This window comes from Streptomyces rishiriensis (assembly GCF_003112535.1).
In the GTDB taxonomy this organism is placed as follows: Bacteria; Actinomycetota; Actinomycetes; order Streptomycetales; family Streptomycetaceae; genus Streptomyces; species Streptomyces rishiriensis.
Map to the genome: position 1 here is coordinate 362,465 of NZ_BEWA01000008.1, position 21,670 is coordinate 384,134.

20 protein-coding genes and 1 pseudogene are annotated in these 21,670 nt (G+C 73.7%); 8 read left to right on the forward strand and 13 right to left on the reverse strand.

Going from position 1 to position 21,670, the window contains the following annotated elements; translation table 11 throughout:
* Positions 1-56: 56 nt before the first annotated feature.
* Complete coding sequence (locus Sri02f_RS15930; RefSeq protein WP_109001946.1) at positions 57-1,124, forward strand: RNA ligase (ATP); 1,068 nt, start codon at positions 57-59, stop codon at positions 1,122-1,124.
* Positions 1,125-1,240: 116 nt separating this feature from the next.
* Here the strand turns inward: Sri02f_RS15930 and soxR are convergent, their stop codons facing one another.
* A complete protein-coding gene (gene soxR / locus Sri02f_RS15935) occupies positions 1,241-1,729 on the reverse strand; it encodes a redox-sensitive transcriptional activator SoxR (protein ID WP_109001947.1) in 489 nt (162 codons plus the stop codon).
* A 131-nt stretch (positions 1,730-1,860) separates the two neighbouring features.
* Here soxR and Sri02f_RS15940 point away from each other — a divergent pair, with 131 nt between their 5' ends.
* Positions 1,861-2,322: a MaoC family dehydratase gene (locus tag Sri02f_RS15940; RefSeq protein ID WP_109001948.1), complete on the forward strand. Its 462-nt coding sequence runs from the start codon at positions 1,861-1,863 to the stop codon at positions 2,320-2,322.
* A 19-nt stretch (positions 2,323-2,341) separates the two neighbouring features.
* On the opposite strand, the gene Sri02f_RS15945 is transcribed toward Sri02f_RS15940, so the two are convergent.
* From Sri02f_RS15945 to Sri02f_RS15955, 3 genes are all read right to left on the reverse strand, one after another.
* Positions 2,342-2,968: a TetR/AcrR family transcriptional regulator gene (locus Sri02f_RS15945; RefSeq protein WP_109001949.1), complete on the reverse strand. Its 627-nt coding sequence runs from the start codon at positions 2,966-2,968 to the stop codon at positions 2,342-2,344.
* A 72-nt stretch (positions 2,969-3,040) separates the two neighbouring features.
* A complete protein-coding gene (locus Sri02f_RS15950; protein ID WP_109001995.1) occupies positions 3,041-3,283 on the reverse strand; it encodes a YiaA/YiaB family inner membrane protein in 243 nt (80 codons plus the stop codon).
* Positions 3,284-3,358: 75 nt separating this feature from the next.
* On the reverse strand, positions 3,359-4,510 hold the full coding sequence (locus tag Sri02f_RS15955; protein WP_109001950.1) for an acyl-CoA dehydrogenase family protein: 1,152 nt from the start codon (positions 4,508-4,510) through the stop codon (positions 3,359-3,361).
* Between the two features lie 79 nt (positions 4,511-4,589).
* Between Sri02f_RS15955 and Sri02f_RS15960 the strand changes: the two genes are divergently transcribed.
* The 3 genes and pseudogenes from Sri02f_RS15960 (at position 4,590) to Sri02f_RS15970 (ending at position 7,181) form a co-directional block, all read left to right on the forward strand.
* The gene (locus tag Sri02f_RS15960) at positions 4,590-5,222 is read left to right on the forward strand and encodes a TetR/AcrR family transcriptional regulator (RefSeq protein WP_109001951.1); all 633 of its coding nucleotides are present in this window, start codon (positions 4,590-4,592) and stop codon (positions 5,220-5,222) included.
* Positions 5,223-5,270: 48 nt separating this feature from the next.
* Positions 5,271-6,032 (forward strand): ArsR/SmtB family transcription factor, encoded by a 762-nt coding sequence (locus Sri02f_RS15965; protein WP_109001952.1) that lies wholly within the window; start codon positions 5,271-5,273, stop codon positions 6,030-6,032.
* Positions 6,033-6,157: 125 nt separating this feature from the next.
* Positions 6,158-7,181, forward strand: a pseudogene (locus Sri02f_RS15970) (DMT family transporter).
* 151 nt (positions 7,182-7,332) lie between these two features.
* Here the strand turns inward: Sri02f_RS15970 and Sri02f_RS15975 are convergent.
* From Sri02f_RS15975 to Sri02f_RS16015, 9 genes are all read right to left on the reverse strand, one after another.
* Entirely contained in the window at positions 7,333-8,415 is a 1,083-nt protein-coding gene (locus Sri02f_RS15975) for a Zn-dependent alcohol dehydrogenase (protein WP_109001953.1), read from the reverse strand.
* A 14-nt stretch (positions 8,416-8,429) separates the two neighbouring features.
* Positions 8,430-9,818 carry an aldehyde dehydrogenase family protein gene (locus tag Sri02f_RS15980; RefSeq protein ID WP_109001954.1) on the reverse strand — a complete coding sequence of 463 codons (1,389 nt, stop codon included), beginning with the start codon at positions 9,816-9,818 and terminating at the stop codon, positions 8,430-8,432.
* A 172-nt stretch (positions 9,819-9,990) separates the two neighbouring features.
* Positions 9,991-10,707, reverse strand: coding sequence for a class F sortase (locus Sri02f_RS15985; protein WP_109001955.1), 717 nt, complete (start codon positions 10,705-10,707; stop codon positions 9,991-9,993).
* Positions 10,694-11,464, reverse strand: a complete 771-nt coding sequence (locus Sri02f_RS15990; protein WP_109001956.1) for a hypothetical protein — start codon at positions 11,462-11,464, stop codon at positions 10,694-10,696. Before Sri02f_RS15990 ends, Sri02f_RS15985 begins: the two co-directional genes overlap by 14 nt.
* Positions 11,465-11,567: 103 nt before the next feature.
* Positions 11,568-12,815 carry an MFS transporter gene (locus Sri02f_RS15995; protein ID WP_109001996.1) on the reverse strand — a complete coding sequence of 416 codons (1,248 nt, stop codon included), beginning with the start codon at positions 12,813-12,815 and terminating at the stop codon, positions 11,568-11,570.
* 19 nt (positions 12,816-12,834) lie between these two features.
* Entirely contained in the window at positions 12,835-14,289 is a 1,455-nt protein-coding gene (locus Sri02f_RS16000; protein ID WP_109001957.1) for a CitMHS family transporter, read from the reverse strand.
* Between the two features lie 141 nt (positions 14,290-14,430).
* Entirely contained in the window at positions 14,431-16,668 is a 2,238-nt protein-coding gene (locus Sri02f_RS16005) for a molybdopterin oxidoreductase family protein (RefSeq protein ID WP_109001958.1), read from the reverse strand.
* 83 nt (positions 16,669-16,751) lie between these two features.
* Entirely contained in the window at positions 16,752-17,369 is a 618-nt protein-coding gene (locus Sri02f_RS16010; RefSeq protein ID WP_109001959.1) for a TetR/AcrR family transcriptional regulator, read from the reverse strand.
* A gap of 64 nt (positions 17,370-17,433) precedes the next feature.
* Complete coding sequence (locus tag Sri02f_RS16015) at positions 17,434-18,018, reverse strand: hypothetical protein (protein WP_174855655.1); 585 nt, start codon at positions 18,016-18,018, stop codon at positions 17,434-17,436.
* Between the two features lie 161 nt (positions 18,019-18,179).
* Between Sri02f_RS16015 and hmgA the strand changes: the two genes are divergently transcribed.
* The 3 genes from hmgA to Sri02f_RS16030 are packed head-to-tail and all read left to right on the forward strand — an operon-like array spanning position 18,180 to position 21,504.
* Positions 18,180-19,544, forward strand: coding sequence for a homogentisate 1,2-dioxygenase (hmgA, locus tag Sri02f_RS16020; RefSeq protein WP_109001960.1), 1,365 nt, complete (start codon positions 18,180-18,182; stop codon positions 19,542-19,544).
* A 26-nt stretch (positions 19,545-19,570) separates the two neighbouring features.
* Entirely contained in the window at positions 19,571-20,320 is a 750-nt protein-coding gene (locus tag Sri02f_RS16025) for a GntR family transcriptional regulator (RefSeq protein WP_109001961.1), read from the forward strand.
* 35 nt (positions 20,321-20,355) lie between these two features.
* Positions 20,356-21,504 (forward strand): type ISP restriction/modification enzyme, encoded by a 1,149-nt coding sequence (locus tag Sri02f_RS16030; protein ID WP_109001962.1) that lies wholly within the window; start codon positions 20,356-20,358, stop codon positions 21,502-21,504.
* Positions 21,505-21,670: the final 166 nt, after the last annotated feature.

Genomic DNA, 21,670 nt, shown 5'->3' on the forward strand with positions numbered 1-21,670 from the left:
CAGTAGGGGCCGATGAAACACGACTGAGGACCCATCGAGTCCCTGAGGAGCCCCTGATGTCGACGCTGCGCGTCACCGCCGAAGTGCTGACCGTCCACGAACACCCCGACGCCGACGCCCTCGAGCTGGCCCAGGTCGGGTTGTACCGGGCCGTGGTCGCCAAGGGCGCCTACCGAACCGGTGAGGCGGCCCTGTACATCCCCGAGCAGTCGGTGCTTCCCGCCGCGCTGATCGAGGAGCTGGGGCTCACCGGGCGGCTGGCGGGCAGCGGGGCGGACCGGGTCAAGGCGGTGCGGCTGCGGGGCGAGCTGTCGCAGGGGATCGTGTGCCGGCCCGAGGCGCTGGCCGGCGTCGACCTGGCGCGGGCGGCGGCGGAGGGCACCGACTTCGCGGAACGGCTCGGCATCGTCAAGTGGGTGCCGCCGATCCCGCCGACCATGAGCGGTGACGTCGAGGCCGCGCCGGATCTGCTGCCCTGGGTCGACATCGAGAACATCCAGCGCTACCCCGGCATCTTCGAAGCCGGCGAGCCCGTCGTCGTGACCGAGAAGCTGCACGGCTCGGCCTGCCTGCTCACGTACGTGGCCGGCCAGGAGCGGGTGTACGTCTCCTCGAAGGGCTTCGGCGCGAAGTCCCTCGCCCTGACGGAGGATCCGCGCAACCTGTACTGGCGGGCCGTGCGCGGTCACGGCGTCCCCGAAGCGGCGGCGCGCCTGGCCGGCCGGCTCGGCGCCCGCCGGGTCGGCGTCTTCGGGGAGGTCTACGGAGCGGGCGTGCAGGACCTGACGTACGGTGCGGACGGACGGCGCGCCACCCTCGGGTACGCGGTGTTCGACGTCTGCGCGGACATCGACGGCACGGTCCGCTGGCTGGACGCGGCGCAGCTGCTGGACGGCGAACTGCCCCTGGTGCCGCGCCTGTTCGAGGGTCCCTACGACAGCGAGCGGATCCTGGAGATCGCGACCGGCCGGGAGACGGTGACGGGACGCGGGCTGCACCTGCGCGAGGGTGTGGTGATCCGGCCGGCCGTCGAGCGCCACAGCCCCGTGACCGGGGGCAGGGCGATCGCGAAGGCGGTCAGCGGGGCGTATCTGACCCGCAAGGGCGGCACCGAGTACGAGTGAGACCGGGCGCGGACGCGACCGTGCGCGCGCGGGACGGGCGTGCGGGACGGCCGTGCGGGACGTGCTGGACCGCTCACGAGGACTGGCGGGACGGCTCAGAGGACGAGCGGGACGGCTCAGCGGTCGCCGCACGCACGGTCGTCCGACCTCTTGCGCCCCACCATCAGCCGCGAGCCGGAGGCCCGCTGGCCGAAGACGTCGTCGGGGTTGGACAGGACACAGGTCGCCAGGGACAGGCAGCCGCAGCCGATGCAGTCGGTGAGGTGGTCCCTCAGGCGGTTGAGCTGCTGGATCCGCTCGTCCAGTTCCGCGCGCCACGCCCGGGAGAGGCGGGCCCAGTCCTCCCGGGTCGGGGTCCGCTCCTCGGGGAGCTCGGCCAGGGCGTCGCGGATCGTGGCCAGCGGGATGCCGACCCGCTGCGCCGCGCGGACGAAGGCGACGCGGCGCAGCGCGTCACGGTGGTAGCGGCGTTGGTTGCCTGCCGTGCGGCGGCTGCTGATCAGGCCCTTGGACTCGTAGAAGTGCAGGGCGGAGACGGCGGCGCCGCTGCGCGCGGCGAGCTGACCGACCGTGAGCTCGTGGACCTTCTCGGGAATCTGCGGCATCCCTCGAACCCTACCCACCCCGCCCGCCGCCGGGTCCGTTGACATCGGCCCGACGGCGGACCATGCTAAGCAGTCGCTTAGACCTATGGCACGGTGACATGGGCAGCTAGTGACGCGAGAGGGCCGCAGACATGGCAGAGCCGAGGATCTTCACGTCCGCCGACGACCTGAAGGCGGCGGTGGGCGAGCAGCTGGGGCACACCGACTGGGTGGAGGTCGACCAGAAGCGGATCGACCTCTTCGCGGAGGCCACCGGCGACCACCAGTGGATCCACGTCGATCCGGAGAAGGCCGCCGCCGGCCCCTTCGGCACGACCATCGCACACGGCTACCTCACCCTCTCCCTGCTGCCGCTCTTCGGCCCGCAGCTGATCACGGTCGAGAACGTGAAGATGGGCGTCAACTACGGGACGAACAAGGTCCGTTTCCCGGCCCCCGTCCCGGTCGGCTCGCGCCTGCGCGCGACCGCGACGATCACCGGCGTGCAGGACGTCACCGGCGGCGTCCAGGTCGCCGTCGCCTTCACCGTGGAGCGCGAGGGCGGGGACAAGCCGGTGTGCGTGGCGGAGTCGGTGTCCCGGTACTACCTCTGACCCCGCCGCGGCGGCGCGGCTACTTCGCCGCGCCCACCATCCGCAGCACGAGGTCGGCGTACAGCGCGCCGACCTCGTCGGGCGTGCGGGGGCCGTCGACGTTGAACCAGCGGGCCACGTCGATGCAGAGGGACAGCACGGCGAGGGTCGTCCCGTGGACGTCCGGCACGTCGAACTCGCCCGTGGCCACACCGTCCTCGATGATGCCGCGCACCTCGGCGTCGACCTGCCGGCGCAGGTCGAGGATCTCGGCGCGGGCCTCGGGGCCAAGGGCGTCCAGTTCGTACTGGACGACGCGCGCCGTGGTGCGCCGCCCGGCGTGCCAGCGGACGAAGGAGCTCACGGCCTCGGCGAGGCGCAGGGTGGCGTCGCCGTCGCCGGCGGCCGCCGTGCGCAGGATGTCCAGCGCACGGTCGTGGCCGATCCGGCTGATGCGGTGGAGCAGCTCTTCCTTGGTCTTGTAGTGGATGTAGAGGGCGGCCGGGCTCATGCCCGCGCGGCCCGCGATGTCCCGGGTCGTCGTCGCGTGGTAGCCGCGCTCGGCGAAGGCCTCCACGGCGGCGACCAGCAGTCGCCGGGCCGCGTCAGGGGTGACCTCGTCCCACGGCTCGATCTCGCCGCCGGCCGTCTCCTCCGCCGTACTCATCGCTGATCCGCCCCTCTCGCTGCAGGAGCTACACCATACAGCCGAAACTGAGCGCTCGCTTAGAACGCTCGCTCAGAGCTTTTCGAAGGGACTGTAAGTGCGGGCCGCGGCGTCCTGCTTGTCCCGGATCACCTTGGCCAGGGTGAAGGCGGACGTGACGAGGTAGAGAACGGCGATCGCGAGGAAGGCCCGCACCCAGGCGTCGGCGTTCAGCTTGAAGATGCCGACGGCGGTCGCCGCCATGGCCACGGCGAAGGACGCGACCGCCTGGCCGTAGAAGGCGGCGGTGTTCTGCTTGACCGGTGTGTCGCTCATGGCGACAGCCTGGCCGCCGGAGTGCCCGCGCCGCATCCGTCCGGGTACTCAGGACGTACTCAGAACGCCGGGACGTCAGAACGCCGAGACGCCCGTCAGCGACCGCCCGATGAGCAGCTTCTGGATCTGGCTGGTGCCCTCGTAGAGGGTCATCACGCGGGCGTCGCGCAACAGCTTGCCCGCCGGGTACTCGTCGATGTAGCCGTAGCCGCCGAAGACCTGCAGGGCGTTGTTGGCGGCGCGCACGGCGGCCTCCGAGGCGAAGAGCTTGGCCTTGGAGGACTCGGTGGCGAAGGGCAGGCCGCGGTCGATCAGGTCGGCGACCCGCCAGGTCAGCAGCCGGGCCGCGTCCACGTCGACCGCGATGTCGCTGATCAGCTCCTGGATCAGCTGGTGGTGGGCGATGGTCCTGCCGAACTGTTCACGCTCCCCCGCGTACCGCACCGCCGCGTCCAGGGCGGCCTGCGCGATGCCGACACAGCCCGCGGCGACCGACATCCGCCCCTTGGCCAGCGCCGACATCGCGACCGAGAACCCCTTGCCCTCGGGCGCCAGCAGCGCGTCGGCAGGGACGCGGACGTCCTCCAGGACCAGTTCGGCGGTGGCCTGGCCGCGCAGTCCGAGCTTGCCGTGGATGGCACGGCGGGACAGGCCGGGAGTGTCGGTGGGGACGAGGAACGCGGAGACGCCCTTGTGGCCCGGGGCGTCGGTCGAGCGGGCGAAGAGCAGGACGACGTCGGCCCAGGTGCCGTTGGTGATGAACGTCTTGGCGCCGTTGATGACGTAGTCGCCGCCGTCGCGGACCGCGCGGGTGGCGAGGTTGCCGGCGTCCGAGCCGGTGCCGGGTTCGGTCAGTCCGAAGCAGCCCACGTACGCGCCGGACGTCAGCCCCGGGAGCCAGCGGCGCTTCTGCTCCTCGCTCCCCCAGGCCGCGACGCTCTTGGCGACCAGCCCCAGGGAGACGGACACGATCCCGCGCACGGACGAGTCCCCGCGCCCCAGCTCCTCCGTGACCAGGCAGTAGGCGAGATGGTCGCCGCCCGAGCCGCCGTACTGCTCGTCGACGGTCAGGCCGAGGAAACCGATCGCGCCGAGTTTCGCCACGATGGACCGGTCGACCTCCTCGGCCCGGTCCCAGGCGACGACGTGGGGGGCTATCTCACGGTCGACGAAGTCCTTGGCGAGCCGTTGCACGGCCGCCTGCTCCTCGCTGAGCCCCAGATTCACCACGAGATCACCCCACCGACGAAGTCACACTTTAAATTAGCACTGCTAGTTTACATGGCGCAGCCCTACTATGTGCGCCATGGCCCGACCGCGCAAGCCCCTTCTCAGCACCGACCGGATCGTCCAGGCCGCACGGGCGCTCGTGGACGCGGAGGGGCTCACGGCCGTCTCCACCCGCCGGCTCGCCGCCGAGCTGGGAGTGAGCGGGCCCTCGCTCTACAACCACTTCCGCACGAAGGACGAGATCCTGGAGGCCGTCGCCGACTCGGTGAGCGCCCAGGTCGACCTGTCGATGTTCGAGGACGACCGCGACTGGCGCACCGCGCTGCACGACTGGGCCGTCTCCTACCGCGCCGCCCTGCGCGACCATCCGAACATCGTCCCGGTGCTCGCCCGGGGTCCCGGCCGGCGTCCCGCCGGTCTGCGGCTGGCCGACGCGGTGTACGGCGCGATGGTCCGCGCGGGCTGGCCCCCCGCGCAGGCCACCTCCATCGGCGCGCTGATGCGCTACTTCGTCATGGGGTCCGCGCTCGGCTCGTTCGCCGGCGGCTTCGTCGACGACGTGAGCGCCTACGACCCCGCCGACTACCCCCACCTCGGCCAGGCCCATCTGCTCGCCGACCAGCAGGAGAAGATCGACGAGCGCGCCTTCGAGACCGGCCTGACGGCCCTGCTGGACGGACTCGCCCGGCAGTTCGAGCAGCTGCCCTAGCACGGGCGGGCGAGCACGGTTCGGTGTGGGCCGAACCGTCCGTCGCGCATGCTGGACCTCGTGAGCGACACACACGCGGGTGATCATCGGGACGCAAGGGCGCCGGGGCTGGCCGCGCTCGCCGGGCTGGTCGCGGACGAGACGCGGGCCGTCTGTCTGCTGGCGCTGCTCGACGGGCGGGCCCGGACCGCCGGCGAGCTGGCCCGGCACGCGGGCGTGGCCGCGTCGACGCTGAGCGAGCACCTGGGCAAGCTGGTCGCCGGCGGGCTGCTGGCCGAGGAACGGCAGGGGCGCCACCGGTACGTGCGGCTCCTCGACACCCGGGTCGCCCAGCTCCTGGAGGACCTCGCCGCCCAGGTCGCCCCGGACCCCGCCCGCAGGCCGCGCGGTCTGCGGGCCTCGACGGCCGGTTCGGCGATGGCCCGGGGACGCACCTGCTACGACCATCTCGCCGGGCGGCTCGGCATCGCCCTCACCGACGGGTTCACGGCGCGTGGGCTGCTGAGCGGTGCGGGCCGGCGGGAAGGCGGGGCCGCCGGGTTCGCGCTGACCGAGGCCGGGGCGCGCTGGTTCGCGGACAACGGCATCGCGCTCGACCGGACGGGCCGCCGGCCGCTCGCCCGCGCCTGCCTCGACTGGACCGAGCGCCGCCCCCACCTGGCGGGCGCCGCGGGCGCGGCCCTGTGCCGGCACGCGCTCGACGCGGGCTGGTGCGTGCGCATCGGTTCGGAGCGGGCGGTGAAGGTGACGCCGGCCGGCGAGCGGGCGCTGGCCGGACTCCTGGGCGTCGAGACGGCGGCGCTGCGCTGACCGGCCGGCCCGGCAAGGCGCTGCCCGGCCCGGGGCGCCGCGAGGCCGGAGCGTGCGCCCCCGCCGGTTCACCGTCCGGAATCCGCGAGACCCGGCACTCCCCCCTTCCCATCCTGGAGACCATGATGAACAGTCCACAGCGTGCAGGACGTCGTACGGAACGAGCGGCCGCGGGGGCGGCGGCGGTCAGCGTCGTGCTGTGGGCGTCCGCCTTCGTCTCCATCCGCAGTGCGGGGGACGCGTACTCGCCGGGGGCGCTGGCGCTCGGGCGGCTGCTGTCCGGCGCGGCGGTGCTGGGGGGCGTCTGCGCGATACGGCGTGAAGGGTGGCCGCCGCGGCCCACCTGGCGCGGGATCGCCGTGTCGGGGGTGCTGTGGTTCGGCTTCTACATGGTGGTGCTCAACTGGGGCGAGCAGCAGGTGGACGCGGGGACGGCGGCCCTGGTCGTCAACATCGGGCCGATCCTCATCGCGCTGCTCGGCGCGCGGCTGCTCGGCGACCTGATGCCGCCGCGGCTGCTGGCGGGGATGGCGGTGTCGTTCGCGGGCGCGGTCGCGGTGGGGCTGTCGATGTCCGGCCGGCGGATCATCCGTGCTGGGCGTGGTGTTGTGTCTGCTCGCCGCCGTCGGCTACGCGGGCGGTGTCGTCGCGCAGAAGCCGGCCCTGGCCCGGGCGAGCGCGTTGCAGGTGACGACGTTCGGGTGTGCCGTCGGGGCGGTGGTGTGCCTGCCGTTCGCGGGACAGCTGGTCCACGAGACGGCCGACGCGCCGCTCTCCGCGACGCTGAACATGGTCTACCTGGGCGTCTTCCCGACCGCGCTGGCGTTCACCACGTGGGCGTACGCGCTGGCCCGGACGACGGCCGGCCGCATGGGGGCGACCACGTACGCGGTGCCCGCGCTGGTCGTCGGGATGTCGTGGCTGGTGCTGGCCGAGGCGCCGGGGCCGCTCACCCTTGCGGGCGGGGCGCTGTGTCTGGCGGGGGTGGCCGTGTCCCGGTCGGGGCCGCGAGCGGCGCCCCCGGCCACGACGGCGGGGACCGCGGGGACCGTGACCGCAGGGCCTGCGCCTGCGGGGACTGCGCCCGCTGGGACCACGGGCGCACAAACCACGACCGCGGGGACCGCGAGCACGGAGACCGGGACCTGAGGGGCCGCGACCGGGGAGGCGTCCCTGCTGTCCTCCCCGCTGTCCACCGGGCGGTCCGCCCCGGAGCCGCGCGCCGGGCGGAGCTCCCGCTCCACCCGACCGGGCCCGCCGGGCGACCGGCGCCGAGGGCCGCCCGCCCCGCCGACCGCCGTCAGAAGATCACCAGTGCCCGTCCGCCCTTGCCCGCCCGCATGGCGTCGAAGGCCGCCGGGATGTCCGCCAGCCCGATGCGGTCGGTGACCAGCGCGCTCAGGTCGAGGCGGCCGCCCCGGACGTGTCCGGCCAGGACCGGGAGGTCCTTCGCCGGGTCGGAGTTCCCGTAGACGCAGCCCGAGAGGGTGCGGCCCCAGTGGAAGAGCTCCAGGGCGTTGAACGTGACCTCCTGGTCCTTGCCGCCGATGCCGACGACCGTGGTGCGGCCGCCGCGCCGGGTGGACTCCCAGGCGGCGCGGATGGTCACGGCGCGGCCCACGCACTCCACGGCCACGTCGACGCCCTGTCCGCCGGTGAGGCCGCGGATGTCGCGCGCCGTGCGCTCGGAGGCGACGACGTACTCCGTGGCCCCCGCCGCCCGGGCCAGCGCCTCCTTCTCGGGGGAGACGTCGACGGCGACGATCGTCGAGGCGCCGGCGATGCGGGCGGCCTGGAGGGTGGCGAGGCCGACCCCGCCGACGCCGAAGACGGCGACCGTCTCGCCGGACCGGACCCGGGCGCTGTGGTGGACGGCGCCGTAGCCGGTGAGGACGGCGCAGCCGAGGAGGGCCGCTTCGGTGAGGGGGACGCCGTCCGGCAGGGGCAGGGCGCAGGAGGCCGGGACGACGGTCTCCTCGGCGAAGGCGGCGACGTTCAGGCCGGGGTGGAGGTCCGTGCCCCGCGTCGTGCGGGCGTGGACCTCGGCGGCGCCGGCGAGGGCGTTGGCGCACAGCCAGACCTCGCCGAGGGAGCAGGCGTGGCAAGCGCCGCAGGACGGGGCCCAGTTGAGGACCACCTGGTCGCCGGGTGCGAGGCGCTCGACGCCCTCGCCGACGGAGACGACGGTGCCGGCGCCCTCGTGGCCGAGCACGGCGGGGACCGGCACCCTCATGGTGCCGTCGGACAGGGAGAGGTCGGAGTGGCACACCCCTGCGGCGGCGAGCCGGACGCGGACGCGGCCGGGCCCCGGCTCGGGCAGCTCGATCTCCGTGATCTCCAACGGAGCCCCGACGGCGGGGAGTACGGCGGCACGGACAGCCATGTTCGATGACTCCCTTAGAACTGGAGGGACTTGGTCTGGAGATACTCGGCGAGACCGTGCGCGCCGAGCTCGCGGCCGACGCCCGACTGCTTGTAACCGCCGAAGGGGGCCAGCGGGTTGAAGCGTCCGCCGTTGACGTCGACCTGGCCGGTGTCCATCCTGCGGGCGAAGGCCACCGCCTCCGCCTCGTCGCCGGCCCAGACGGCGCCGGCGAGTCCGTACACCGTGCCGTTGGCGATCCGCAAGGCGTCCTCCTCGTCCTCGTAGCGCAGGACGCACAGCACCGGGCCGAAGATCTCCTCCTGGGCGATCGTCATGTCGGGGGTGACGTCGGCGAAGACCGTGGGGCGGACGAAGTAGCCCTGTCCGCGCGGGGATCCGGGGCCGCCGGCCACCAGCCGGGCCCCCTCGGTCACGCCCTTCTCGATGTACCCGAGCACGCGCTCGCGCTGGCGGGCGTTGACGACCGGGCCGATGCGGTCGGCGTACTTGGCGGCCGCCGCGGCGGCGAGCCCGACCGCCTCGTCGTACCGGTCGCGGTGGACGAGCATCCGCGTCCAGGCGCTGCAGGTCTGGCCCGCGTTGGACATCACGTTGGCGACGCCCACGTTGACGGCCCTGGCGAGGTCGGCGCTCGGCAGGATGACGTTGGCGGACTTGCCGCCGAGTTCGAGGGCCGCCTTCTTGACGGCCGCGCCCGCGGTCGCCGCGATCCGCCGGCCCACGGCCGTGGAGCCGGTGAAGGAGACCAGGTCGACCTCGGGGTGTTCGGCCAGGGCCTGGCCGGCGACCGGGCCCACACCGGTGACCAGGTTGAACACTCCGGCCGGGACGCCCGCCTCGTGGACCGCCTCGGCGAACAGCTGGGCGGTGAGCGGGGTGTCCTCGGCGGGCTTGAGGACCACCGTGCAGCCCGCGGCGAGCGCCGGGGCGACCTTGGCGACGATCTGGTGGAGCGGGTAGTTCCACGGGGTGATCGCGCCGACCACGCCGATCGGCTCGTGCAGGACGGTGGAGTTGCCGATCTTCTCCTCGAAGACATGGGTCGCGGCGAGTTCGGCGTAGGAGGCCGCGACCGCGATCGGCACGGCCGCGTGGACCGCCTGGGAGAAGGCCAGGGGCGAGCCGAGTTCGGCGGTGACGGTCTCGGCGATCTCGTCCTTGCGGGCGGCCAGGACGTCCCGCAGGGCGGTCAGGCGGGCCGCGCGCTCGGACGGCGGCGTCGCGGCCCAGCCGGGCAGGGCGGCGCGGGCGGCGCGCACCGCGGCGTCGACGTCGTCGGCCTCGGCCGCCGGGACCCGGCCGATGATCTGCTCGTCCACCGGGTTGACCACCTCGATCACGTCCTGGCCCGCGGCCGGCCGCCACGCCCCGTCGAGGTAGATGCCGTCATGTGCCTTCATCGCGTTCCCTCCGGGCGGGCGTCGTCGTCCACGACCTGAAACTAGCGTCGATAGTTTTCTGGCGCCAGGGGACACGGGAGTACGCCCGCTCACTCGTCCAGGGATGTGCTCCCGTCCGGCGATCATCCGGAGCACGGTGGACTTTCCGCAGCCGGAGGGGCCCGGCGCCGGTTCAGCGGGTCTGCGTCAGATGGGCGAAGACGACGACGTTGCTGGTGTAGCCCGTCCCGCGGCGGAAGAGCCCTCCGCAGGTGAGGACCCTGAGCTCGGGCCGCCTGCTCGGGCCGTACACCTCCTTGTCGGGGAAGGTGGCCTTGTCGAACACCCGCACCCGGTCCACGGTGTAGACGGCGGTGCGTCCGTCGGCGCGCCGCGCCTCGATCCGGGCTCCGCGCGCCACGCGCGCGAGGCCGGCGAAAACCGCGGGGCCGGTCTTGGTGTCGCGATGGCCGACGGCGACGGCCGTGCCCCGCTCTCCCGGGGTCGGGCCGCCCGCGTACCAGCCGACGAGCCGGGGATCGTCGACCGGCGGCGTCCCGAGGTGCCGGCCGGGGCCGAGCCGGAGCGGGACGATCGGCGCGTCGATGCCCAGGGAGGGCACGCGCAGGGCGGTCGCCGGAGACCGGGTCAGCGGACGTGGCGGGGGTGCGGGCCGCTCGGACCCCTTCTTCCCCTCCGTCCGGTCCCCTTCGCCGTCGCCCCCGGCGACTGGGGCGGCGGCCGTGCCGTCGGAGGCCGCCCCGCCCGCCCGGACCGGGGCTCCCGGGCCGTCGTGCCCCCAGCACCGGACGCCGACCGTCACCAGGACGACCGCGAGCACGGCCGTCCTGGTGAGGCGAAAGGCACGCGTCCGGTACCAGGGCCTGCGTACGCGCCTACGCGGCACCATGGTTGCGCCGGCGGGTCAGTCGGAAGTAGGCGACGCCGCCGATGGCCGCCAGGCCGACGGCCGCGGTTCCCGCCAGCGGGGTGAAGGACTGCGAGGTGTCGGCGAGGCCGCCGCCGCCGGCGTGCACGCCGCCCGCCGGGCCGCCGCCCTTCTCACCGCTCCAGCCGTTGCCGCCGCCCTGCCCGGCGCCGTTCTGACCGGCGCCGCCCTGGCCGCCGCCGTTCGGGCCGCCGGCGTTCGGGCCGTTGGGGGCCGCGGCCTCACGGCCGTCGTCGGTGATCGGCCGGTTCGGGCCCTCGTTGCCGCCGCGCCGGCCCTCGGGGCAGCTGATCTTGAAGACCTTCACCTTGGGCGAGGGAGCCGGAGGGGCGCCGGGGGCGGCGGCCGGAAGGGTCCACTCGAGCGTGTAGGACCCCTCGGCCAGACCCAGGGTGTCGGTGTGCCCGGCGCCGTCGGTCAGGGCGATGTTGCCGGTGACGGTGGCGGTGTCGGGGGCCGGGGGCCGCGCCTTGATGGTGTAGCCGACGGTCGGCAGTTCGCCGAAGTTGGCGGCGTCGAGGTAGAACCGGCAGGCCACCGGGTCGTCCTTGGAGACGCCTGGGGGGACCTGCTCGCGGTGGATCCTGATGTCGCCGGCCTCCCCTACGGCCATGGCGGACGGCGCCGCGAGGCAGGTGAAACCCGCTGCGGCGAGCACCGTGAGAGCCGTGGCGCCGAGGCGGGCGCCGAAGGCGGGCGGGAGCGTCGAGCTGGACATGCGCATTCCTCCGAGTCAGGACGATTTTCATACAAATCGCTCTTGCACCTGACTCTCTTTCACATCGCCGCCCCTGGTGGTGGGAGCGCCGCCCGACGCGCCGTCAGACGTCGCTCGACCGGCGCAACCCCGCCCCGGACCGGCGGCCGGGCGGGGCCGCGCCCGCGCCCTCGTCCCCCCGCGGACCGCCCGACGAGCGCACGGCCACCCCCGCCGACAGCAGCAACAGCGCCCCCAGCATCACGAACGGCGCGGCCACGCCCGCGACCCCGGCCACCAGACCGGCGGCGGCGGGCGCGGCGGCCTGGCCGAGCCGGTTGCCGGTCAGGCGCAGCGCGAGGGCGGTGGAGCGGGCGCCCTCCGGTGCGGCCTGGACGACCGTCGTCATGGACAGCGGCTGGCCGACCCCGAGGCAGAAGCCGAGCGCGCCGAGGATCACGCCCAGCGCCCAGACCGGCGCGGGCAGCGCGATCCCGGCGCACAGCAGGGCCGCCAGCAGACAGGTCGCGCAGAGCAGCGCCGTCCGGCCGAGCAGCCGCAGCAGCGGCGTGAGGACGAGCCGGCACGCTATGGAGGCCGCCGCGCGGACGCTGAGCAGCACGCCGATCACGGCCGGCGCGATGCCCCGGTGCTCGCCGACCACCGGCAGATAGGCGGTGAGGATGTCGGTCGCGGACAGCACGGAGAGGCTGATCAGGATGCCGGCCGGGACGCCCCGCGTATGCAGGATGCGGCCGACGGGGACTCGGCCGCCCGGCCCGCCGCGGGAGGCGGTCGCGGTGTCGCGGTGCTCGACGCGCCACAGCGAGGTGAAGGCCGGCGCGCAGCCCGCGCCCGCGACGAGCAGGGCCAGCGCGCTGCTGCGCGCCATGTCGGCGCCGTCGATCAGCGCTCCGGCCGCGACCGGGCCGACCAGCTGACCGAGGGAGGCGCCGATGGTGAAGTGGCCGAAGTTGCGGTCCTGTTCGTGCGGCGCGGACTGACGTGCGACCAGGGACTGGGAGCCGATGACGAAGCAGAGGTGGCCGAGTCCCATCACCCCGCTCCACAGGGCCATCGTCCACAGCGAGCCGGCCAGGCCGCTCAGCACGCAGCCGCCGGATATCAGGACCACGCCGACGGGCAGCAGGGGTGCGCAGCGGCCGTGGTCGGTGCGCCGGCCGAGCGGCACGGCGGCCAGGAGCGGCAACAGGGCGTACACGCCCGCGATGACGCCGATCGCCCGCTCGTCCGCGCCCAGCGCGAGGGCCCGGTAGGACACGGCGGGCCGGGCCATCGACACCGCCCCCTGCGCGAAGCCGAAGGCGATGACGAGTCGGAGCAGCCAGCCGTGGTTCCCACCGGGCCTCACGAGTTCCTCCACGGCAGGGTCAGATGATCCCGAACAGGATGCCCGCGCCGAGGATGGCCAGGCAGGTGCAGGCGGCCCACTTCACCACGAACCGGGTGTGGTCGCCGAACTCGACCTTCGCCATGCCGACGAGGACGTAGACGGCCGGGACGAGGGGGCTGGACATGTGCAGGGGCTGGCCGACGAGCGAGGCGCGGGCCATCTCCAGCGGCGTGACGCCGTGGGCCGCGCCGGCCTCGGCGAGGACCGGCAGCACGCCGAAGTAGAAGCCGTCGTTCGACATGAAGTAGGTGAGCGGAAGGCTCAGGACGCCGGTGACGAGCGCCATGTGCGGGCCCATTCCGGCGGGGATGACGTCCACCATCCACCTGGCCATGTGGTCGACCATGCCGGTGCCCTGCAGGACGCCGGTGAAGACGGCGGCGGCGAAGACCATGCCGGAGACGTTGAGGACGTTGTCCGCGTGGGCCGCGAGCCGCGCCTTCTGGTCCGGGATGTGCGGGAAGTTGACGGTCAGGGCGAGCGCCGCGCCGAGCAGGAACAGCACCGGGATGGGCAGCAACTCCATGATCATGGAGGTCAGCAGTCCGACCGTGAGCAGCGCGTTGAACCAGTACAGCCGGGGGCGCAGGGTGGCCCGTCGCGGGTCGAGGCCCTGGAAGCCGTCGTCGCTCCCGTCGTCCTCGCTCCCGTCGCCGCTCTCGTCGTCGCCGAGGCCGACGGCCGCACCGGAGCCCGCGGCCGGCGCGGGGGTCGCGCCCGGGCCCGAGCCGCCGGCCCCCACGAGGACCGTCTCGGTCCGCTCGGCCGTCTCCTTGTCCTTGACGTGACCCCCCACCAGCACCTCGTCCAGCGTCAGCACGCCGAGCCGGGTGCGCTCGCGGCGGCCGAGGACGTAGGCGAGGACGAAGACGAAGAGCAGGCCCACGGCCAGGGCCGGGATCATCGGCACGAAGATGTCGCCGGCGTCGAGCTTGAGCGCGGTGGCCGCGCGGGCGGTCGGGCCGCCCCAGGGCAGGGTGTTCATCACGCCGTTGGCCATGGCCGCGACGCCGGTCATCACGACCAGGCTCATCTTCAGGCGCTTGTACAGCGGGTACATCGCGGAGACGGTGATCATGAAGGTCGTGGAGCCGTCGCCGTCGAGGGAGACGATCGCGGCGAGCAGCGCCGTGCCGATGACGATGCGGAGCGGGTCGGCCTTGCAGAACTTCAGGATGCCCCGGACGATCGGGTCGAAGAGGCCGACATCGATCATCACACCGAAGTAGACGATCGCGAACATGAGCATGGCCGCCGTCGGGGCGAGGCTCGTGACGCCGTCGAGGACGTAGTCACCGAGCTTGGCGCCCTTTCCGACGAAGACGCAGAACAGCGCCGGGATCAGCACGAGCGCCGCGATCGGCGACATCTTCTTCAGCATGATCAGGACCAGGAAGGTCGCGATCATGGCGAAGCCGAGGATGGTCAACATGAGTGGATACCTAACGTTCGCCCTTGAACATCCCACCTGGGGGTCGGCGGTGGGTCGACGTTAGGTCCGTTCAAACGGTGTTAACAAGACGTTGACCTGCGAGCAATAAGCGCAAAACTCCAGGTCACAGCTTTGCTCAGCTCACAGGGCCGGGACGGCGGCAAGTTCCACCGGCACTCCGTTGAGGACGGCGTTGCCCGACAGGGGGTCCAGCAGGCTGCCGTCGAGGAGCTGGTTGACGTTGACGCCGGGGTCGGCCGCGGCATGGCTCAGGCGGGTGCCGGGGCGGTCGTGGCCCCAGCCGTGGGGCAGGCTGACGACGCCCGGGCGCACGCCGTCGGTGACCTCGGCCGGCGCCGTCACCTCTCCCCCGGCGCCCTTCACCCGCACCGGCGCGCCGTCGCGCACGCCGAGCCGCTCGGCGTCCTCGGGGTGGATGTGCAGGGTGCAGCGGTTGGTGCCGCCGGTGAGGGCGGGGACGTTGTGCATCCAGCTGTTGTTGGACCGCAGATGCCGCCGTCCGACGAGGACGAGTCCGTCCGTGCGCTGCCGCATGCCCTCCCGCAGGCGCGGCAGGTCGTCGGCGATCGGCTGCGGCAGCAGTTCGATCCGGCCGCTGCGGGTCTTCAACGGCTGGGGCAGACGCGGGCGCAGCGGGCCGAGGTCGATGCCGTGCGGCGCGGCGAGCAGCCGGGTCAGCCCCAGTCCGTCCGGGCGGGCGCCGAAGCCGTCGCCGTAGGGGCCGAGGCGCAGCATCATGTCCAGCCGGCGCTCGGGGCCGGTGTCGCCAGCGAGCTGTGCGGCGAGCTCGTGCGGGTCGCGGCCGTGCACGGGCGAGTGCGGGTCCTTGACCGCCTTGCCGAGGGTCTGCCCGACGACCAGGTCGTCCACGGCACCGGGGTCGGCGCCGTGCATGCCGGTGGCGGCCAGGGTCAGCCGGGCGAGGATCTCGGTCTCGGCCATCCGGCCGGGCTCCAGCGGGACGGCCGGGCGGGTGTAGCGGACCTGGTTGCGCACGGCGAGCGTGTTGAAGGCGAAGTCGTGGTGCGGGCTCTGCGAGGGCGGCGGCGGGGGAAGCACGACGTCGGCGTGGCGCGAGGTCTCGTTCAGGTAGGGGTCGACGCTGACCATGAAGTCGAGGGCGTCGAGGGCCTTGTCGAGCCGGTCGCCGTCCGGGGCGGACAGGACGGGGTTGGCGGCCACCGCGACGAGCGCCCGGATCGGCTCGCCCTCCTCGGTGGCGGTGTCGATCTCCTCGGCGAGCGCGGAGAGCGGCAGTTCGCCCTTGGCCTCGGGGTGCCGGCTCACGCGGGAGTGCCAGCGCGCGAGCTGGAAGCCGTGCCCGGGGCCGGCCGGACGGGGGGTGCGGTCGGTGGCGGCCTGCGGGAAGAGCGCGCCGCCGGTCCGGTCCAGGTTGCCGGTGAGGATGTTGAGGACGTCGACGAGCCAGCTGGCGAGGGTGCCGTAGGGCACCGTGCAGCTGCCGATGCGGCCGTAGACGGCGGCGGTGGGGGCGGCGGCGAGCTCGCGGGCCAGGGTGCGGATCAGCGCGGCTTCCACGTCGCAGGCGCCGGCGACCGCCTCGGGGGTGAACTCCCGCACCGCTTCGGCTAGTTCGTCGAGGCCCTCGACGTGCGGGATCAACTCGCCGAGGGCGACGAGGGATTCCTCGAACAAGACGTGGGTCATGGCGGCGAGGAGCAGCGCGTCCGTGCCCGGCCTGATGGGGATGTGCCGGTCGGCGAGCTTGGCGGTGCGGGTGCGGCGCGGGTCGATGACCGTGAGGGCGCCGCCGCGGGCCTTCAGCGCCTTGAGCTTGCCCGGGAAGTCTGCGGCGGTGCACAGACTGCCGTTGGACTCCAGGGGGTTGGCGCCGATGAGCAGGAGGTGGTCGGTGTGGTCGAGGTCCGGCACGGGGATCGCGCCCGCGTCGCCGAAGAGCAGTCCGCTGGAGACATGCTTGGGCATCTGGTCGACGGTGGAGGCGGTGAAGAGGCTGCGGGTGCCGAGGCCGGCGACGAGCACGGCCGGGTAGAGCGCGCCGGCCATGGTGTGCACGTTGGGGTTGCCGAGCACGACGCCGACGGAGTTCGCCCCGTACCGCTCGACGACCGGCCGGATCCCGGCGGCCACCGCGTCGAAGGCCTCCTCCCAGGTGGCCTCGCGCAGCTCCCCGTCCTTGCGCACCAGCGGGGTCCGCAGCCGGTCCGGGTCGCCGTCCACGGCGCCGAAGGAGGCGCCCTTGGGGCAGATGAAGCCCTTGCTGAAGACGTCCTCCCGGTCGCCGCGGGCGCCGGTGACCTTCGTCCCCTCGATGGTGAGCGTGAGCCCGCAGGTGGCCTCGCACAACGGGCAGATTCGCAGGGCGGTGCGGGACACGGGTCCTCCTGGGGCGGCAGTGCCTTGTCCCGACCGAGCATACCGAGCGGTATGGCCCGTGGGGAGGGGGTCGGCCGCGGCCGTCAGTCCAGGGTGCGCGCCAGATACGCGCGCAGCAGCTCGCGGGTCTCGTCGATCACCTTGGGGTCACCCTGCGGATCCACCCGGAAGGCCAGGTGGACGAGGGTGTCGGCGGTCTCCACGGCGATCAGGAAGGTGCGGCGCAGATCGTCGTCGGGAGCGCGGACGAGATAGTCCGAGAGCAGGTCGGTGAGGCGGTCGGCGACGCGGTGGTTGGGTTCGGCGTGCCGGGCGCCGACCGGGATCTGGTTGCCGAAGTCGACGAGGGAGAAGCCGGGCGCGGTGCGCTTCATGGCGAGGTACTCGTCGAGCACGGCGTCCATGGCGGCCCGCCAGTCCCCACGGGCGGCCTCCTTCAGCCGCTCGGTGACGCGCTCGGCGTAGCGTTCGAGGTTGCGCTGCGCGAGCGCGTCGGCCATCTGCCGCTTGTTGCCGAAGAAGCGGTAGACGGAGCCGATGGGGACGCCGGCGCGCTCGGCCACGGCCCGGGTGCTCAGGGCGTCGTAGCCGACCTCGTCCAGCAGGTCGGCGCAGGCGTCCAGGATTCTGGTCAGCCGTTCGGCGCTGCGCCGCTGCACGGGCGCGCGACGGAGCGATGTCGCTTGGGGCACGGACCTCATGATGCCTTTCCGCCGCGTCCAGGTGAACCTCGCCCCTGTGTACGGAGAAAGGTGCCCGATGCACTCAAGCGGACGGGGACGCGGTCGGCGATCCGGACGCGGACCCGGACAGGGATCCGGTCAGCGATCCCGACGGGGATCCGGCGGGCGACTGCTCCGACGCCGTGACGTCCGCCGTGGCCTCCACCGGCTTGCCCTCCACCGCCCACACCGTCGCGTCGTCGGCGTAGAGGCGGACGGTGACCTCGTGCGTGCCGTGCGGGAGATATCCGGCCGGAATGCGGTACGAGGGGCCGCGCAGGTCGGCGACCCGCCGGCTGTCGACGTAGAGCCGGGCGATGCCTCGACCGGCGACCGCCTCGACGGGCGTTCCCGTCGGCGAGAGCCGGAAACGCGCCAGCTTCAGCCGCACGTCCCAGCCGCCGTGGGCGTCCGGCTGGACCTCCACGCCCACCTCGGGCGCCCCCTTCTTCGCGACCTCGCGGTAGTGGCGCCCGTCGTCGTCGGTGTGGTCCAGCACCTTGCCCACGGGCGAGGGCGACTGCGCGTTCCCCCCGTCCCGCGTACCGCTGGAGCCGCAGCCCGCGGATCCGGTCAGCAGCAGGACACAGACCGCGAGCGCGGCGGGATGAGTGCGCGTCCACGACATGATCGGGACACTAGAGCACCGGTCCGGCACGCGGATCCCCCTGAAGTCTGGTTCTGGCCGTGCCGTGATCGTCCTCCGAGAGGAGGACCCCGGCCCTCTTGCGTCCGTGAAAACGCAATCCTACGGTGATGCATAGGAATCAGCCGGGCAAGGGAGCCACGATGAGCAGCGGGGACGCACGCAAGACGGCCGAGGGGCTGACCTACCTCTCCGGGTTCGGCAACGAGCACGCCTCCGAGGCGGTGCCGGGCGCCCTGCCGCAGGGCCGCAACTCCCCCCAGCGCGCACCCCTGGGCCTGTACGCGGAGCAGCTCAGCGGCACGGCGTTCACCGAGCCGCGCGCCCACAACCGCCGCTCGTGGCTGTACCGGATCCGCCCCTCGGCCGCGCACCCGGCGTTCACCCGGTCCGGCGACGGCGCGATCCGCACCGGCCCCTTCGGCCAGACGGTCCCCGACCCCAACCGGCTGCGCTGGGACCCGCTGCCCGAGCCGCCCGCCGGCACGGACTTCCTCGCCGGTCTGTGGACCCTCGGCGGCAACGGCGACGCGGCCCAGCGCACCGGCATGGCCGTGCACCTGTACCACGCGAACGCCTCCATGGAGCGCGTCTTCGGCAATGCGGACGGCGAGCTGCTGATCGTCCCCGAGGCGGGCGGGCTGCTGCTGCGCACGGAGTTCGGGCTGCTGCACGTCGAGCCCGGCGAGGTGGCGCTGATCCCGCGCGGGGTCCGCTTCCGCGTCGACCTGCTGGACACCGCGCCCGACGGCGGGCAGGGCCCGACCGCACGCGGTTACGTCTGCGAGAACTACGGCGCGCTCTTCCGCCTCCCCGACCTCGGGCCGATCGGCGCCAACGGGCTCGCCAACCCCCGGGACTTCCGCGCACCCGTCGCCGCCTACGAGGACGTCGACGGCCCGGTGGAGGTGGTCAACAAGTTCTGCGGCCACCTCTGGAGCGCCACCTACGACCACTCCCCGCTCGACGTCGTGGCCTGGCACGGCAACCTGACGCCCTACGTCTACGACCTGCGCCGCTTCAACGTCATCGGAACCATCTCCTACGACCACCCCGACCCGTCGATCTTCACCGTGCTGACGTCCCCCTCGGACACCCCCGGGCTGGCCGGCGTCGACTTCGTGGTCTTCGCCCCGCGCTGGCTGGTCGGCGAGGACACGTTCCGGCCGCCGTACTTCCACCGCAACGTGATGAGCGAGTACATGGGCCTCATCGAGGGCGCGTACGACGCCAAGACGGCGGGCGAGGGGGGCTTCGTGCCGGGCGGCGGCTCGCTGCACAACATGATGTCGGCGCACGGCCCGGACCGGGAGACCTTCGACCGGGCCGGCGCCGCCGAACTCGAGCCGCACAAGCTCGACGACGGGCTGGCGTTCATGTTCGAGACGCGCTGGCCGCTCGTCCTCACCCCGCAGGCGGCCCGCGCCGAGCATCTGCAAGAGCGCTACGACGACGTCTGGCAGGGCCTCGAACGCCACTTCCGGCCCTCCGACGACACATTGCACTGAACGGTGCCGACCGGTACGGATAGGCCGTGACCTCCTTCGCCCCGGACTCGATCGTCCTCACCCGAAAACTGCCGCTCTGGTATCAGGTGTCGCAGTCGCTGCGCGCCTCGATACTCGGCCGCTCCCCCCGCGACCCGCTCCGGCTGCCCACCGAGGAGCAGTTGGCCGGGCACTACGGGGTGAGCGTGCTGACCATGCGGCAGGCGCTGAAGGAGCTGGAGGACGAGGGGCTCATCACCCGGCACCGCCGCCGGGGCACCTTCATCGAGCCGACCGCGCGGCGCGGCGCCCCGGTGCGGCTGCTGGGCTCGGTCGACGCGATCGTGGCCCAGCAGTCCGGCATGACGACCGAGCTCCTGGAGCACGGCAGCACGGCCGTCCCCGCCGAGGTCGCCGAGCACTTCCCGGACCTGACCGAGGTGGCGGCCTACCACCGCCTCAGGAGCGACGAGGTGACGGGCGAGCCCACCAACCACGCCCGCAACTACGTCCGCCCCGAACTGGCCGCCCGCATCGACCCAGACGACCTGGTCCGCTGGCCCATGACGAAGGTGCTGCGGGACGTCGTCGGCGCGGACATCGGCAGGATCACGGACACCGTCGAGGCACGGCTGGCGGACCCGGAGACGGCCCGGCTGCTCCGGGTCCCGCTGCTGAGCCCGATCCTGCACTACACGGGGGTCACCCACGACGCCTCCGGCCGGGTCCTGGACGCGGCGGTCATCCACTACCGGGGCGACCGTTTCTCCTTCACGGTCACGCTCGACGCGACGTGACGCGCCGTGCCGCGCCGTCCGCGAGCCGTCGTACGATGCCCGGCGTGACGCACGACGACGCTCCGCCGCTGGCGGACCTGATGCCGTGGTCCGTCGCACCGCCGCGGCTCGGCCGGGGGTGGCCGACGGCGCCCGACCCGGCGTCCCTGAAGGCCCGCTGGGACGCCCTGCTGAAGGCCGAGGGCGCGGACCGCGAGGCCCTGTTCGAGCCGACCCGCTCACGCACCCTGCACTCGGCGGTCGGGCAGCTGCCCGGCCTCTCCGGCGGGACGCAGAAGCTGGTCCGCGCCTCGGGTCCCTGTCCGGAGCCGGTCCGGGTGCTGGCGGCGCCCTTCGACGAACAGTGGCTGATCCCCGACCAGCGCCTCATCGACGCGGCCCGCCCGGAGTTGTGGCGGGTGGCGGACGAGCGGCAGGTCTTCGTGGTGGAGACGCCGGAGTCGCCCCTCCTGGTGTCCTCGCTGCTCCCGCTGGTGCGGCCCGGCCGCATCCGACCGCTGTACCGGCGGCCCGGCGGCGAGGAACCCAATCTGGCGCCGGGCCTGCCGGACCTGCTGCGCCGGCTGGGCCACTCCCCCGATCCGGTGGACTTCCTGGCCTGGACCCTGACCGCCGTCCGCCCCGACCTCACCGTCCCGCTCACCCGCGACCGCGGGGTCTGGGCCGAAGGGGTGGAGGCGGGCCGCCGCGCGCTGTGGCTGCTGCGCCGCGACGGCGAGCGGCCCCGGCTCCCCGGCGGCCGCCGGCCCTACGTCCGCGCCCCGCTCCCGGCCCGGCCTGCGAGCCTTCGCTACGACCGCGACGCGGAGACCCTCCACCTCGACGAGGGCCGGATCTCCCCCGTCCCGCCGCAGGCCTGGGAATTCGAGGCGGGCGGGGCCCGGGTGCTGGAGCGGTGGTTCGCGGTGCGGACGGCGCAGGACGCCGGGCCCGGCGCGCTCGCGGCGATCCGCCCGGCGACCTGGCAGCAGACGTGGACGTCCGAACTCCTGGAGCTGATCACCGTGTTGACGCTGCTGGCCGAAGTGCGCGACCGGTGGGCGGAGTGGGAGGTCACCGACACGGTCACCACGGCGGAGCTGCGCACGGCGGGCGTGCTGCCGGTCCCGGACTCCGCCCGCCGCCCGGCGACCGTTCTGGACCATCACGAGGAGGGCCCGGAGGGCCAGTTCGCGCTGCTGTGAGACGGGGGGCCGAACCCGGGCGGCCGCGCGCCACGGCGAGCGCGACGCCGGACGGCCTTGCGGACCGGCCCGCTCCGACGCCGCCCCGCGACGCCTTCCCCCCCGCCGCCACGCGGCGCCTCCCCCGGCCCGGCTGACAGAGCGACCGGTCAGGGGACATGATCCC